The sequence below is a fragment of the Synechococcales cyanobacterium CNB genome, from assembly GCA_030263455.1.
Classification (GTDB): Bacteria; Planctomycetota; Phycisphaerae; order Phycisphaerales; family UBA1924; genus CAADGN01.
Window position 1 is genome coordinate 156,054 of record SZOZ01000011.1, and the last position, 15,233, is coordinate 171,286.

Genomic DNA, 15,233 nt, shown 5'->3' on the forward strand with positions numbered 1-15,233 from the left:
GGCGTTGCCGCGAGGTCACTCGCCCCAGTCCTCCTCGACGGTCGGCGCGAGTTCCAGCTGCAGCGGACTGACGTTCGTCACTTCGAGTTCCGCCGAGCAATCGGTGCAGCGGAGCACCTCGCCTCGGAGCGGGCTGCGGGCAGGGCGGACCTCCGCGGCGCACTCGGGGCAGGCGGCGACGGTCGTGGCGGTGGCTGTGGGGGGTGTCATCTGTTGGCTCCTTTCGTTCGTGTCGGGGGGTTTCCGTGCTTGGATCAGGGTGCAAAAACACCGCAGGCCTGTCGGGTGATCCCGCCAGGCCCGTGTTCGTCCAGTTTCAGAGCGGATGCCCTGCTGAAGTCACGAGCGCGGCCGGATCACCGGCAGGCCTTTGACTTTCAGCAGTTTCGAGGCGGCAGCGCACAACGCAGGCCCGTTGGCCCCGGCGATTGTCGTGCAGATGGAGTACCGCTCGGTCATGGTGACGGCGTGAACATATCTCCCTCTCCCCGGCTGGTCAAGTCGGGGAAGTGCTTCCCGCCATCAATCGGCAGGTCTGAGGCGGACGGCTCTGAGATTCATCAGGGCAAGGCCGTCGATGCGAACCGGCCGGACGCGGACCTGGTGAACCCCGGCTTGCTCGACGCCGATCGGCCCCAGGTCGAGAATCGCAAACTTCGTCCATGACCCTGTAGGCACGATCCGTCCGTCGGCTCGGCTCTCCCCCACTTGCACGACAAACGCACCGCCAGACCCGGCATCACAGGCGAACTCGACCTCGACGGAATACCGCCCGGATGGCACTTCCGTGTCCCAGACAACCTCGTCAGCCGGATCGGTCCAGAACCCGATGTTGTCCTTGCCGTGGCCGACCTCATACTGGGCGTGGACGCCCTCGACGGTCGCATCGCGTGCGTGGAGTACAAGCACGCCGTCCGGACCAGGCCTGACCGGCGCGATCGCCACATCCGGCTCGCCCTCGATCTGAAGCACGACGACGGTCACAGGCTGGTCGGACGGCTCCATCGGGAGGTGGATGACAACCCGCTCGCCATCCCGTTCCACGGGCAAGGGACGGCGGCGAGAATCGGCGTGGAACCAAGCAGCCCCCGCCCGGTTTCGCAGTCCGTCGATCACGAGTCGTCCATCGCCGGGCCAATCGAAGACGTGCAGGTAGAGTGTTTCGCCCCGGCGTGTACAGCGTCCCCAAGGCAAACGGCGAAAGGGGCTGGCCTGCGTGCCGTAGATCGCCTCGCCGTTGCGATCGAGCCAGGCGCCCACCGCGTGAAGCCGGTCCACGCTCGGCTGCGGGATCAGTCCCTCAGCGGTCGGGCCGACGTTCAGCAGCAGGTTCCCGCCCTTGCTGGCGATATCCACGACCATGCGGAGGAGTTCCTCGGCGGACTTCCAGTTCTGGTCGCTGGTCTTGAAGCCCCATGTGTCGTTCATCGTGATGCAGGACTCCCAGTCCAGCCCCGGCAGCCCTGTCGCCGGCACGGTCTGCTCAGGGGTGGCGAAGTCGCCGACGGTACGGGTCATATCGCCCATGCCCGCGCCGCGCTTGCCGACGCGGTTGTTCACGATGACAGAGGGGCTGACGGCCCTGCAGAGGCGTTCGAGTTCGACACCGTGCTCGACGGTCCACTCGGGAATCCACTCGCCGTCGAACCACATGACGTCGATGGGTCCGTAGTTGGCGAGCAGCTCCACGACCTGCTTGCGCAGAACGTCGGCGTAGGCGGGGAATCGCTCCCCTCCCGCGTCCTGGTGGTGCCAGTCCATGATCGAGTGATACCAGCCGACGCGGATGCCCTCGGCGCGGCAGGCGTCCGCGAGTTCACGCATGATGTCCCGCTTGAACGGCGTGGCGTCGATAACGTCGTACTCGGTGTACGCCGAGTCGAAGAGACAGAAGCCGTCGTGGTGCTTGCTCGTGATGACGAGGTAGCGCATTCCGGCCTCACGCGCGAGCCGCGCCCACTCACGGGCGTCGAACTTCACGGGGTTGAACCGGGCGGCCAGCGGCTCGTAGTCCTTCGGGCTGATCTGGCCGTGGTACATGATCCACTCGCCGACACCGGGCACTTCGCGTCCGTTCCAGACGCCCGCGGGGATCGCGTATAGACCCCAGTGGATGAACATGCCGAAGCGGGCCTCCCGCCACCAGTCCATGCGGCCCGGCTCGTGAGGGGTTGTGTCCAGTTCGCGGACCCAGACGTTGCGGAACTGCAGGGGCGTGTCATGCGCCTGGAGCTCGACCGGTCCGCTCGCGGGAACTGGTTTCGTGCGGTCCCAGTAGTTTTCGAGCGTCGTGTCGTTCACGACGAGCACGCCGTTGAGGAATACCGTCACTCGATCGCCGAGGACGATGATGCGGAACTCGTTCCACTCGCCGGGCGGACGATCGGCGACCGTGATCGGCCCTGACGGCTCGCGCTGGTTGTTGTAGAGGCCACCCGAGCCGATCGGGTTGTCCCATATCTGCACCTGCGGGCATCCCCGGATGTAGATGCCGCTGTCCCCGCCGGGTTCGATGCGCCATTCCAGACGCAGTTCGAAGTCGCCGAACGACTCGACTGTCTGGAGGCTCGTCCAGCCCTTGTCGAAATGAAGGACACCGTCGCGCACGGTCCAGTGCGTCCGAGCGGCCTCGTTCGCAGCGGCCTGTGCCTCGGCATGCTTGTCATCGCTCATCGCGGCGACGGCTGGCGGATCACCCGCAAGCCCCTGCCACCCGGAAAGATCGCGACCATTGAACAACGACCGGAACCCGGGCGGCGGGCTGACCGTCGCGGATGCCACGGACGCGAGTGCGACGAGTGAGATGAGGGCGATGAGCGTGCGCATGTGCGTGGTTCCTGCGTGCGGTCAGGACGGAACGGCCTTCTGCCGCTCGGTGTCCCAGACGAAGACCTTGTTCTGCCGGTATGCCTCAACGCCCATCTTGATGGCGACCATCGTCGCGCAGCCCAGCTCGGCGTTGCAGTTGGGCTGCGCTTCACCGCGGATCGCGTCGAGGAAGTTGCCGTTGGTGTCGCGGCGCGGCTCGCGGGCGACGGTGTAGGACATCTCCCCGCTGGGTGGGTCGGGAACGAAACGCCCCCGTGCATCCTGCACCATGCCCCACTCGGGCAGGAACTCCTTGTTGGCGGCACGGAACTCGGGGAACCAGGGCCGCTGCTCGCGCACGATCAGCCCGTCGGCGAACTCCATCGACCCGTGCTGCCCGCGGATGGCGAGCGACGGCGTCTCGTCGTTGGTCATCACGCTCACGAGCACGACGGTGTGCTCGCTCGGGTAATCCACCATGACCATCGAGGTGTCTGGGATGTCGCGCTCGTCTTTCTGAATGTACAGCCCCCCCGCGGCGACGACGCGGCGCGGGTACTCGCCGTCCGGCCCCCTGATGGCGAGCAGGAGCGGCGCGAGGACGTGGTACATCAGGTCCGTCGCCACGCCGCCGTTGTAGGCAAAGTACTTGCGGAAACGGAAGAAGTGATCGGGGTTCCACGGGATCTTCTCGGCCAGCCCGTGCTCCCAGCCGAGCCAGCGGTCCCACCACACATAGCCAGCGCCGGACGCGGCAGGTCCCGCGTCTCGGTCGATCCCCCAGTTGAACTGGAAGTCGCGCGAGTTCCGGCAAACCGCACCCTGGCTCCAGACCGTCTTGCCGATGCGACCGGCGGCGATCGCGTCACGCGCCTTCCAGGTGAGGTCGTCGCTCGCACGTTGCGGGCCGACCGCGAATACCCGCCCCGTGCGCTTCACGGCGTCGCGGCACTCGATCGCCTGCTCGATTGTGTGGGAGAGCGGCTTCTCGCAGAAAACGTCCTTGCCGGCCTCCATCGCCTCGATCGCTATCTTTGTATGCCAGTGGTCTGGCGTGGCGATGACCACCGCGTCCACGTCCTTGGAATCCAGCACCTCTCGGTAATCGAGCGTGCCGCTGGATTCGGAGCCGCCGATCGTGCCGATCGCCTGGTCGAGGCGCCTGCGGTACACGTCACAGACGCGCGTCACCACGACGTTGTCGGCTTCCGCCCTCCTGCGATAGTCGCCGACGTGCCAGCGGCCCTGCCCTCCGCAGCCGATGACGCCGAGGCGGATGCGCTCGTTCGCTCCGAGCGTTCGTGCCCACGAGGCCGCGGGCATGAGCGCGGCTCCGGCCGCCAGACCCGCGGTGAATCCGATGAACTCGCGTCGATCGATGCCGCTGCCCATTCTCGGCCTCCGTTCCGCCCGCCAAGGGGTTGTCCGATGGAACAGCGTACCGTCAAGTTGCCCCCGCATCATCGGGCATGCTCGACTAGGACGCTGACTCCGGCGAATCGAACGGCTGCGGCCTTGCCCTCGATTTCGCCGAGCACGCAGACCGCCGAGGCGAGGGCATCGGCGGTCGTTGCGTCAGGGGCGATGACCGTGGCCGCGATGCAGTTGGTGAGGCCCAGGCCTGTTCGCGGGTCCACGATGTGGGAGTACCGGACGCCCTCGATCTCGACGAACTGGGCGGTATCTCCCGACGTCGCTACTCCCGCGTTGGCCACGGTGAGCGTCGTGGCATCCCCGTGACCCGTCCGGACCACGACCGTCCAACCCGCACGATCCGGCGGTGCATCTCCCGCGAGCAGGTCTCCGCCGAGGTCAACAAGAAAGCAGCAGACACCTTGGTCGCGGAGCACTTCGCCCACCCGATCCGCAATGAAGCCCTTACCGATGCCACCCAGGTCGAGCCTCATGCCGGGGCGAGCCAGCCTCACCGATCGGATATCGCGGTGCAGCTCGATCCCCTGCCATCCCACGGTTCCGAGGACGCCTTCCAAGGCCTGACGATCCGGGAGTTGACCCTCTCGGCGTGCCTGTCTCCAGAGCCGTACGACCGGACCGACGGTCGGGTCGAATGCTCCCCCTGTGGCTTCGGAAAACCGTCGCGCAAGGTCCAGAACCCGGTACAAGTCCTCGCTGACGGGCATGGCAGGTCCGCCTGCGGCGTCGCTGAGACGGTTCAACTCGCTTTCGAGCCGCCAGTCGCTGAGGCAGGCGTCGAGGTCCGCGATCCGCTGGAAGGCCAGAGCGGCGGTTTTCTCGGCCGACTCCCTTTGACCCGCGTAGAGCGTTATCCTGCACTCAACGCCCATGTGGACCTGAGCGAACTCGTATCGAGTCAGGGCGTCTTCGGATGCCGAGCGATCGGATGCAACCGTGGGCGGCCGGGCACCGCAACCCGAGAGCAACAGCGTGAGCAAGCACAAGCAGCAAAGGACCACCTGGATTCGAGAGGGCATCATGGTTCGTTTCTGGAATCGTCTGACTGCGATGCTCGTGGGCTGCATCGCGGCTTCCATAAGCGTCGCGGGGGATCCGCCGACACCCGGCAAACCCTTCAAGCAGGGTATCGAAGGCACCACGGTTTCGTTCGATCTCGTCTGGGTGCCCGGCGAGCGAGACAGCGAAGGCTTGTGGGTCAGCCGGACCGAGATGCCGTGGGACGTGTACGACGTCTTCACCTACGCCCTCGACCGCCCGAACCCGGAAGCGCCGGCGGACGGCGTGGCGCGACCCACGAAACCGTACGTCACGATGGATCGAGGTTTCGGGCACGCGGGCTTCCCGGCGATGTCGATGTCGTTCAAGAACGCGCAGGCCTTCTGCGACTGGCTGAGCGCAAAGTCCGGTCTCCACTACCGCCTGCCGACCGAGGCCGAATGGGAACGGCTCTGCTCCCAAGGTGTCCGTTCCGCACTCGAGAAGCACCCGCTCGACCATCTGGCCTGGCACGACGGAAACGCCGGGTACCAGACCCGCGCGGTCGGCACGAAGGCTCCGGACGCGCTCGGCATCCATGATCTCCTCGGTAACGTCGCCGAGTGGTGTGTGACTTCGGACGGCAAGGGAGTTGCCCGTGGCGGCTCGTACCGCGACGACGCGGAGATCGTCCGCTGCGACCGTCGCGAGGAACCAAGCCCCGCATGGAACGCCAGCGACCCGCAGATTCCCAAGAGCGTCTGGTGGCTCGCGGATTGTCCGTGGGTCGGTGTGCGCGTGATCTGTGATCCGAATCCGAAGCCAGCGCCGGCAGCCGCGCCGGCCGAGAGGAGCGAGAAGTGAAGCCGAAGAGCGCCATGCACGTGTCGCGACGAGAGTTCGTCAAGACCTCCGCCGCGGCGGTCGCCGTCGGAGCGCTCACCACGCCCATCCTCGCCCACGCGGGCGGGTCGGACCGCATCAAGATCGGGCTGATCGGTTGCGGCGGTCGGGGCACCGGCGCGGCGGTGCAGGCGCTCCGCGCCGACCCCGGCGTCGTGCTCTGGTCGATGAGCGACGTGTTCAAGGACAGGCTCGATGCCTGCCATGCCAACCTGCGTGGCGCGATGGCCGCACTCGACGAAGAGGAGAGCGAGGGAAGCACCCGGTGGCGTGACCGCATCGAAGTCTCTGAAGAGCGCCGCTTCCTCGGGTTCGACTCCTACCGGCACGTCATCGACAGCGGCGTTGACGCCGTGCTTCTCACGTCGTACCCGTGCTTCCGCGCGAGAGAGATCGCCTACGCCATCGAACGCGGCAAGCACGCCTTCGCGGAGAAACCGGTGGCGGTGGACGGGCCGGGCCTGCGTTCGGTGCTCGCCTCGGCGGAAGAAGCAAGGCGCCGCAACCTCGGCCTGCTTGTGGGCTTCTGCTGGCGGTACAACGCCGGCATGAGGGCGTGCTTGGAGCAGGTCAATGGCGGCGCGCTCGGCCGCGTCACCACTGTTCACACCACCTACCACACCGGCACGCTGCCTCGCCGTCCACGACAGGAGGGGTGGAGCGACCTCGAGTTCCAGATGCGGAACTGGTGGCACTTCACCTGGATTTCCGGCGATCACATCGTCGAGCAGGCGGTCCACTCCGTCGATCGCACTGCTTGGGCGATGGGCGACCTACCGCCGGCGCGCGTGACGTGCCTCGGCGGGCGCGCGGCGAGGTCCGGCCCTGAGCACGGCAACGTGTTCGACCACTTCGCCGCCGTCTACGAGTACGAGGACGGACGGAGGGCGTTCCACACCTGCCGTCAGATCGACCATTGCCCCGGCGACAACACCGACTATGTCTACGGCACCGAAGGGTCGGCTGTCGTGAACGGCTGGGCGCCGACCTACGTCGTCAAGGGCCTCGACGGCGCGGAGCGGTGGCGCTTCCGCGGGCCGATCAAGGACATGTACCAGGTGGAGCACGACGAGCTGTTCGCATCAATCCGCGCGGGCAAGCCGATCAACGACTGCACGCGAGGGGCGAACAGCACGCTGATGGCCATCATGGCCCGGATGGCGGCGTACACCGGGCAGACCGTGTCGTGGGAGCAGGCGTTGAACTCGCAGGAGTCGCTCATGCCGGCCGCTCTCGAATGGGGCGACCTGCCGACCCCACCTGTCGCCGTGCCAGGACAGACCAAACTCGCCTGAACGAGAGGGGCGTGCCGTGTGATCGAGTGCGATGACATATCCCGGCGTGAGTTCGTCAAGACCTCTGCGGCCGCGGCAGCGGCGTTTGCCGCCTCGCCCGCGATCGCTCGAACGCAGGTCCGACCCGAACGTGCGCGGCTTCGCAAGGCACTCAAGTACGGCATGATCGTGGAAGGGTCGAGCGTCATCGAGAAGTTCCGCATCGCCCGAGAGAGCGGCTTCGAAGGCGTGGAGATGGACTCGCCCGGAGGGCCGCCCGCCGACGAGGTTCGCCGCGCCAGCGAGGAGACGGGGTTGGAGGTGCCTGGCGTCGTCGATTCGGTGCACTGGAGGCAGACGCTCGGCGATCCGGACGCGGAAGTGCGCGCGCAGGGACGGGCCGCGCTCGAACAGGCGATCAGCGACTGCAAGGCCTACGGCGGCACGTCGGTGCTGCTGGTGCCCGCCGTCGTCAACAAGCGCATCGCCTACGCGGACGCCTATCAGCGGTCGCAGGAGGAGATCCGGCGCGTGCTGCCACTGGCGTCGGAACTCGGGATCACGGTCTCGTTCGAGAACGTCTGGAACCACTTTCTGCTCAGCCCGATCGAGGCGGCGCGGTACGTCGACGAGTTCGAGTCACCGAAGGTCGGCTGGCACTTCGATGTCGGGAACATCGTGAACTACGGCTGGCCCGAGCACTGGATCCGCACGCTCGGCAAACGCATCACTCGTCTCGACATCAAGGAGTTCAGCCGCCGCAAGCGTGACGAGGAGGGGTTGTGGAAGGGTTTCGCCGTTGAGATCGGCGAGGGGGACTGCGACTGGCCCGCCGTCATGGCGGCGCTCGGCGACATCGGCTACGAGGGCTGGGCAGCAGCAGAAGTCGGCGGAGGCGACGCGGAACGGCTTCGGGACATTGCGTCGAGAATGGATCGCGTGTTTACTGGTGGATGATGACGGGGCCTGAAAGGCCCCGCCCCACAGAGCAGGGAGCGAACCATGAGCGCGTACACGAGGCGGGAGTTCGTCAAGACGTCGGCGGCGGTGACGGCAGCGGCCGCGATGGCTCCGCTCGCGGCAGGACACGGGTTCTTCGCACGCGGGTCGGACACTATCCGCGTCGGTGTCATCGGATGCGGCGGACGTGGCACGGGCGCGGCGTTCAACGCCATCGAAGCCGCGCCGAACACCACCATCGTCGCCCTCGCCGACGTGATGCCCGACAGGGTCGAGTCATGCCGAAGCGAACTCGCGAGACTCGGCGATCGCGTGCAGGTCTCTGACGACCGCTGCTTCACGGGGTTCGACGCCTATGAGCGTCTCATCCGTGACGGTGGCGTGGATTGCGTGATCCTCGCCACGCCTCCCCACTTCCGCCCGGCGCACCTGGCCGCCGCGGTTGTCGCGGGCAAGCACGTCTTCATGGAGAAGCCGGTCGCCGTCGACCCGGCGGGCGTGCGATCGGTCCTGGCGTCCGCGATGCTCGCCGAGCGCAAAGGCCTGAGCATCGTGGCGGGCACGCAGCGTCGCCACGAGGCCTGCTACCTCCAGGCGATGGAGCGAGTCAACGCCGGAGCCCTCGGGCGAATCGTCCACGCTTCGTGCTGCTGGAACCAGGGCGGCCTGTGGGTCCACGACCGCAAGCCGGCATGGACAGACATGGAGTGGCAACTGCGCAACTGGCTTTACTTCACATGGCTCTCGGGCGACCACATCGTCGAGCAGCACGTCCACAACCTCGACGTGGTGAACTGGGCCATCGGCGAGACGCCGGCCCGCTGCACCGCGCTTGGCGGGCGCCAGGCACGCACCGACCCGAAGTTCGGCCACATCTACGACCACTTCGCGGTCGAGTACGAGTACCCCTCCGGAGCAACCGTGCTGAGCATGTGCCGCCAGATCGACGGCACGCCGCCGCGGGTCGAGGAACGCATCTTCGGCGCGGAAGGCAAGGCGGTAACACGCCCCGGCTTCGCTGTCATCGAAGGTGCGAACGCCTGGCGGTTCCGTGGCGACAACCCAAGCCCCTACGTTCAGGAACACGTCGATCTCGTCGCGTCGATCGTGAACGGGTCGGGTCGCAACGAGGCAAAGACCGTTGCCGAATCCACGCTCACGGCCATCATGGGTCGGATGGCCGCGTACACCGGGCAGGAGGTGACGTGGGAGCAGGCTCTGAACAGCAAACTGGACCTGACGCCCCCGAGTTACGAGTTCGGGCCGCTGCCCACGCCAGAGGTCGCCATTCCCGGACGCACGCCGCTCGTCTGATCGACTGTCACCAACGAACAGCGCAGGCGCCGCACCACGGAGAGAACGCATGGAACGCCGGGAGTTTCTCGCATCGACGGTCGCGGCCGGCGCGGCCATCGCGTCAGTCGCGACAGGAAGCACCATGACCACAACCAGTGCACCCGCGGGCCGGCGCGCCCCCTTCAAACTGAAGTACGCGCCGCACCAGGGCATGTTCAGGCACCATGCCCCCGATGGCATCCTCGACGAACTCCGCTTCATGGCGGACCAGGGCTTCACGGCCTTCGAGGACAACGGCATGATGGGGCGGCCCGCCGACGAGCAGGAGAAGATCGGCTCGCTGCTGCGAGAACTCGGCATGACGATGGGCGTCTTCGTCGCCAGCCCGTCAACGGCGTGGCGGCCTTCGTTCGTCCGCGCCAACAAGGACGACCGGGAGCAGTTTCTTGCCGAATGCCGCCAGGCCGTTGACGTCGCCCGGCGCTGCGGGGCGAAGTGGATGACGGTCGTGCCCGGCACGCTCGAACCACGGCTGGAGATGGGATACCAGACGGCCAACGTGATCGACCAGTTGCGCTTCGCGTGCGAGATTTTTGAGCCGCACGGGCTGGTGATGGTGCTCGAACCGCTCAACCCCTGGCGCGACCACCCCAACATGTATCTCTCGAAGATTCCGCAGGCGTTCGAGGTCTGTCGGGCCGTGAACTCGCCCGCGTGCAAGATTCTGTTCGATATCTACCACCAGCAGATCACGGAGGGGAACCTGATCCCGAACATCGATCTGGCATGGAGCGAGGTTGCGTACTTCCAGGTCGGCGACAACCCCGGCCGCGCCGAGCCGGGCACGGGCGAGATCAACTACCGCAACGTCTTCCGCCACATCCACCGCAAGGGCTTCGAGGGCGTGGTCGGCATGGAGCACGGCAACAGCCGCCCCGGCACGGAGGGGGAGCAGGCCGTCATCGATGCCTACCGGGCGGCCGACGGGTTCTGAGTGAGGCTTCGTGGTACACTCGCGGCCCGTTGTCAATCCCGCCCGCACCCGTGAGGAAGTTCTTCCATGACAGCAGCCCCATCGTCCCGTTCCGGCACGGCCGTCGCTGTGCAACTTGGCGCCATGATGTTCCTCCAGTTCTTCGTCTGGGGGGCGTGGTACGTCACGATGGGGCCGTTTATGAACGCGAGCGGAATGTCCGGCTCTCTGATCGGATGGGCGTATTCAGTCGGACCGATCGCCGCGATCGTTTCGCCGTTTTTCCTCGGCATGGTCGCCGATCGTTTCTTTCCGACGGAGCGCGTGCTCGGTACGATGCACCTGCTCGGAGGGCTGGCGCTTCTCGCGGCGCCGACGGCGGCCGGCGTCTCGCCTCAACTCTTCATCATCGCCGTGCTCGTGCACATGCTGCTCTACATGCCCACGCTCGGGCTGACGAACACGCTCGCGTTCCACAACCTGACCAACGGCGAGAAGCAGTTCCCCCTGGTGCGAGTGTTCGGCACCATCGGATGGATCGTGGCGAACTGGGTCGTTTCGTTCCTGGCACTCGACACGTCCGCCGGCATGTTCTACGTGGCCGGCGCGTCCGGGCTGATGCTCGGTGCGTACTCGTTCTTCCTCCCCCACACGCCGCCACCAGCGAAAGGCAAGGCGTTCTCCGCACGCGATGCGGTCGGAGCTGACGCGCTCGTCCTGATGAAGGACCGCTCGTTTGCCGTCTTCATCATCTGCTCATTCCTCATCTGCATCCCGCTGGCGGCCTACTACGCCTTCGCCGGCCAGTTCGCGGGTGCGGTCGGTTTCGAGCGCATCGCCTTCACCATGTCCGCAGGCCAGATCTCTGAGATATTCTTCATGCTCGTCATGCCGCTCTGCTTCGTCCGGCTCGGCGTCAAGTGGATGCTGCTCATCGGCATGGGCGCGTGGGTCGCCCGGTACGGCCTCTTCGCGGGAGCATGGGACAGCGCGACCGGCAACCACCTGATGCCCATGGTGCTCATCGGCATCATCCTCCACGGCATCTGCTACGACTTCTTCTTCGTGACCGGGTTCATCTATACCGACAAGAAAGCCCCCGTCCACGTTCGCGGGTCCGCGCAGGGCTTTCTCGTGCTTGTCACGCAGGGACTGGGCATGTTCATCGGGGCGCAGGTCGCCGGCAGGCTCGTCGATCACTACTCAACCCCGGCTGCGGACGGCACCACCGTCATCGCGTGGGACAAACTCTGGCTTGTCCCCTGCCTCTTCGCCGCGATCGTCATGGTCATTTTCTTCCTGTTCTTCAAGGATCGAGTGACGGCTACACCGGCACAGGTCGATCGCACGCCCCTCGGTCCCGACCAGTCGGAGACCGCGGTGTGACCGGGCCGCGTCTGGCCGTCTGCTCGTGGTCGCTCCTGCCGACCGGCCCTGCCGACTTGGCCGCGAAGGTGCGGGCGTGCGGGCTGGACGGGGTGCAACTCGCTCTGGACCCCATCCGGCGCGGCGAGTGGGACGAGGGCGAGACGGTACGCGTTCTGGCCGGTGAGGGCATCGCCATCGTCAGCAGCATGATGGGAATGAAGGGCGAGGACTACTCGACGCTCGACTCCATCCGGCGAACGGGCGGGGTTCGCCCCGACGAGACGTGGCACGACAATCTCGCAGCGGCAAGGGCGAACGCTGCCCCATGAACCGGCAGACCCCGAGCGGGAGCGGATGCTCGAACGCCTCCGCACCCTCGCGAGCGTCTTCGGCTCGCACGGCGTGCGCATCGCCCTCGAAACAGGACAGGAGACAGCCGACACGCTGATCTCCGTGCTGGACGATCTCAACAGCGGCCCGATCGCCCCTCCTGCGCCCGTCGGTGTGAACTTCGACCCCGCCAACATGATCCTCTACGGCATGGGCGACCCGATCACCGCCTTCACGCGGCTCTCGCACTCCGTCGCTCAGCTCCACCTCAAGGATGCCCTCCCGACGGACCAACCCGGCACGTGGGGCACGGAAACGCCACTCGGCGAGGGGGCTGTGCGCTGGCCTGATTTCTTCTATGTCTATCGAGATGCGGACCTCCGCTGCGACCTCGTGATCGAGCGTGAGTCGGGCGAGCGGCGAGTAGAAGACGTGCGGTCGGCTGCGGAGTACATACGACCGCTGCTTACCTAGGCGGAATGGTCAGGGAGCCGTCGGCGTCTGCTCTGCGCTGATCTCGCGTGCCTGAATGTCGCGCCACTCGACGACGTTGCCCGGGTGGTGGGTCTGGAGGGCGACGTGCCCCTGCGGGAACGGCTCGATCTCCGCGTCCACCATCGGCACACCGTTGATCCAGGTTTGGACGCGGCTGCCGACGACTCGCACGCGGTAGTCGAACCAGGCATTGTCGCGCGTGATCAGCGTCCTGGCGAAGCCTCGCTCAGGCCAGGCACGGCCGTAGACACATCCGGTCCAGTTGCGCGGATCGTGGTTGTCGATCTGGGCCTCGTACCCCATGGGCCACGTCTCCGGATTGTTCTGGGGCGGGGCGGCTCGCGGGTAGAAGCCGCTGTTGCCGCGAGTGTTCACCCGCACGAATGCCCTGATCTCAACGTCGGTGAAGACTCGCTCTGTGTAGAGGTGCCCGCCGCCGTCACGCCCGACGAGCGTACCGCCCTCGACGGTCCACCGGCCTGTCCCCTTGGCGAACCAGTCGTCGAGGTCGCGGCCGTTGAAGAGCGGGACGAAGTCGCCTGGATCCGGGTCCGGGGAGAGGTCCATGATCTTGATGTTGCGGAAGCAGACCGGGTTGCCGTGGTCTTGGAGCGAGATGAAGCCGGTCGTCAGGCGATCGCGGAGTGGGAGGGGCTGGTCTGGCGTGCGGAAGATGCCGCGGCCGTCGAGTTTCTGCCCGTCGTGGATGCGCTCGCCGTTGAGCCATGCGTCGAGCGTGTCGCCGACGAGGCGGATGTGGTAGGTGTTCCACTCGCCCGGGGGGCGTACGGCCTGAGTCGCCGGAGGGATGGCGTTGTAGACCGCGCCGCAGTGCGAGAGGCCCGGTTCCTGGCCGTGCGTGTCGTAGATCTGGATTTCCATGCCTGTGAAGGCCGGGTCGCCGACGCTGGACCCGCGCAGGCCGACTCCGGAGTTGCCCCCGGGCGGGATGAGGAACTCGAGTTTGAGTTCGAAGTCGCGGTACATGCGGGTGGTGCGCAGCCACCAGCCGTTGTTGCCGGCGGTATGGATCTCGCCGTCCTTGACGCCCCAGGCTTCGATGTTGCCGGCGGTCGTCCAGCCTTCGAGCGAGCGGCCGTCGAAGAGGAGCGTCCAGCCCGCCTCGCGCTCCTCGGCGGTGAGCGTGTTGTGCTGCGCTGCAACAGTCTGTACGAGCGTGAGCGTCGTGGTGATGGCAGCGCGAGTCAGGCTGTTCATTGCACCGACTCCCTTGGTGTCAGAACGCGAGCCATTTCTGCTCGGCCTTGCTGCTCTCGACGGTCCGCTCGATGAACCGGACGCCTCGGGCGCCGTCATCGACACCGGGAAAGTCGTGGCGCGCCGGGCCTTTGGCGCCAGCACCTGTGCGGACGGCCTCGCACGCGGCGCGGTAGACGTTGGCGAAGGCCTCGATGAAGGCCTCGGGGTGGCCGGAGGGCAGGCGGGTGGTACGTTTCGCGGCGTCGCCGAGGTAGTCGTTGCCGCGGCGGTAGACCTGCTCAGGCTTGCCGAGCCGCTTGACGACGAGAGCGTTCGGCTCTTCCTGATGCCATTCGACGCCGCCCTTCGTTCCCCAGACGCGCAGGCGCAGATCATTCTCGTTGCCGACGCAGACCTGCGAGGCGAAGAGGATGCCCTTCGCACCGCCGCGGAACCGGAGCAGAACATTCGCGTCGTCGTCGAGCATTCGGCCGGGGACGAACGTGGTGAGGTCGGCGCAGAGGGTCTTGAGTTCGAGGCCGGTGACGTAGAAAACGAGTTGCTCACAGTGCGAGCCGATGTCGCCTATCGCGCCGCCGAGGCCGGAGCGGGCCGGGTCGGTTCGCCAGTCGGCCTGTTTCTGTCCGGTCGCTTCGAGCCGGTTGGCGAGCCATCCCTGGTTGTATTCGACGACGACCTTGCGCACCTCGCCGATCTCACCGGAGCGGACGATCTCGCGTGCCTGCTTCACGAGCGGGTAGCCGGAGTAGTTGTACGTGACGCAGAAGACGACGTTGCGTGCCGTGACGAGCGCGGCGAGTTCCGCGGCTTGCTCGCTGGTGTGCACCATCGGCTTGTCGAGGACGACGTTGAAGCCAGCGTCGACGAAGGCCCTCGCCACCGGAAAGTGAACGTGATTCGGCGTGACGATGCTGACGAAGTCGATCCGCTCGCCCGGTGGCAGAGAGCGCTCGCGTTCGAGCATCGCTTCCCACGACTCGTAGTTTCGGCGGTCGTCGAGACCGAGGTCTCGTCCGCTCGCCCTGGCCTTCTCGGGCGATGCCGAGAGAGCGCCGGCGACGAAATCGACGCCGCCGTCGAGTCGCGCGGCCATGCGGTGCACGGCTCCGATGAAGGCTCCCTGTCCTCCGCCGACCATGCCCATCCGAAGGGGCCGGTTGTTGTTCGTGCTCGTCATAGTGTGTGTCCGATTT

General features: G+C 66.5%; 14 protein-coding genes. 8 read left to right on the forward strand and 6 right to left on the reverse strand.

Annotated features, from left to right (window positions below):
- Window positions 1–15: 15 nt before the first annotated feature.
- From lysW to FBT69_12100, 4 genes are all read right to left on the reverse strand, one after another.
- Window positions 16–210: a lysine biosynthesis protein LysW gene (gene lysW, locus FBT69_12085; GenBank protein ID MDL1905532.1), complete on the reverse strand. Its 195-nt coding sequence runs from the start codon at window positions 208–210 to the stop codon at window positions 16–18.
- Between the two features lie 312 nt (window positions 211–522).
- The gene (locus FBT69_12090) at window positions 523–2,826 is read right to left on the reverse strand and encodes a DUF1080 domain-containing protein (GenBank protein MDL1905533.1); all 2,304 of its coding nucleotides are present in this window, start codon (window positions 2,824–2,826) and stop codon (window positions 523–525) included.
- A 21-nt stretch (window positions 2,827–2,847) separates the two neighbouring features.
- Complete coding sequence (locus FBT69_12095; GenBank protein ID MDL1905534.1) at window positions 2,848–4,272, reverse strand: Gfo/Idh/MocA family oxidoreductase; 1,425 nt, start codon at window positions 4,270–4,272, stop codon at window positions 2,848–2,850.
- The gene (locus FBT69_12100) at window positions 4,269–5,261 is read right to left on the reverse strand and encodes an FAD:protein FMN transferase (protein ID MDL1905535.1); all 993 of its coding nucleotides are present in this window, start codon (window positions 5,259–5,261) and stop codon (window positions 4,269–4,271) included. The genes FBT69_12095 and FBT69_12100 overlap by 4 nt, the downstream gene beginning before the upstream one ends.
- Before the next feature lies 1 nt (window position 5,262).
- Here FBT69_12100 and FBT69_12105 point away from each other — a divergent pair, with 1 nt between their 5' ends.
- From FBT69_12105 to FBT69_12140, 8 genes are all read left to right on the forward strand, one after another.
- The gene (locus tag FBT69_12105) at window positions 5,263–6,084 is read left to right on the forward strand and encodes a formylglycine-generating enzyme family protein (protein MDL1905536.1); all 822 of its coding nucleotides are present in this window, start codon (window positions 5,263–5,265) and stop codon (window positions 6,082–6,084) included.
- 14 nt (window positions 6,085–6,098) lie between these two features.
- Window positions 6,099–7,418 (forward strand): Gfo/Idh/MocA family oxidoreductase, encoded by a 1,320-nt coding sequence (locus FBT69_12110; GenBank protein ID MDL1905537.1) that lies wholly within the window; start codon window positions 6,099–6,101, stop codon window positions 7,416–7,418.
- A 36-nt stretch (window positions 7,419–7,454) separates the two neighbouring features.
- A complete protein-coding gene (locus FBT69_12115) occupies window positions 7,455–8,354 on the forward strand; it encodes a sugar phosphate isomerase/epimerase (protein ID MDL1905538.1) in 900 nt (299 codons plus the stop codon).
- Window positions 8,355–8,399: 45 nt separating this feature from the next.
- Window positions 8,400–9,671 (forward strand): Gfo/Idh/MocA family oxidoreductase, encoded by a 1,272-nt coding sequence (locus tag FBT69_12120; protein ID MDL1905539.1) that lies wholly within the window; start codon window positions 8,400–8,402, stop codon window positions 9,669–9,671.
- 49 nt (window positions 9,672–9,720) lie between these two features.
- Window positions 9,721–10,647, forward strand: coding sequence for a TIM barrel protein (locus FBT69_12125; GenBank protein ID MDL1905540.1), 927 nt, complete (start codon window positions 9,721–9,723; stop codon window positions 10,645–10,647).
- A 66-nt stretch (window positions 10,648–10,713) separates the two neighbouring features.
- Window positions 10,714–12,012, forward strand: a complete 1,299-nt coding sequence (locus FBT69_12130; GenBank protein ID MDL1905541.1) for an MFS transporter — start codon at window positions 10,714–10,716, stop codon at window positions 12,010–12,012.
- Window positions 12,009–12,323 carry a hypothetical protein gene (locus tag FBT69_12135; protein MDL1905542.1) on the forward strand — a complete coding sequence of 105 codons (315 nt, stop codon included), beginning with the start codon at window positions 12,009–12,011 and terminating at the stop codon, window positions 12,321–12,323. Before FBT69_12130 ends, FBT69_12135 begins: the two co-directional genes overlap by 4 nt.
- 25 nt (window positions 12,324–12,348) lie before the next feature.
- Window positions 12,349–12,798, forward strand: coding sequence for a sugar phosphate isomerase/epimerase (locus FBT69_12140; protein ID MDL1905543.1), 450 nt, complete (start codon window positions 12,349–12,351; stop codon window positions 12,796–12,798).
- Window positions 12,799–12,807: 9 nt separating this feature from the next.
- Here the strand turns inward: FBT69_12140 and FBT69_12145 are convergent, their stop codons facing one another.
- Window positions 12,808–14,136: a DUF1080 domain-containing protein gene (locus tag FBT69_12145; protein ID MDL1905544.1), complete on the reverse strand. Its 1,329-nt coding sequence runs from the start codon at window positions 14,134–14,136 to the stop codon at window positions 12,808–12,810.
- Entirely contained in the window at window positions 14,057–15,217 is a 1,161-nt protein-coding gene (locus FBT69_12150) for a Gfo/Idh/MocA family oxidoreductase (GenBank protein ID MDL1905545.1), read from the reverse strand. The genes FBT69_12145 and FBT69_12150 overlap by 80 nt, the downstream gene beginning before the upstream one ends.
- Window positions 15,218–15,233: the final 16 nt, after the last annotated feature.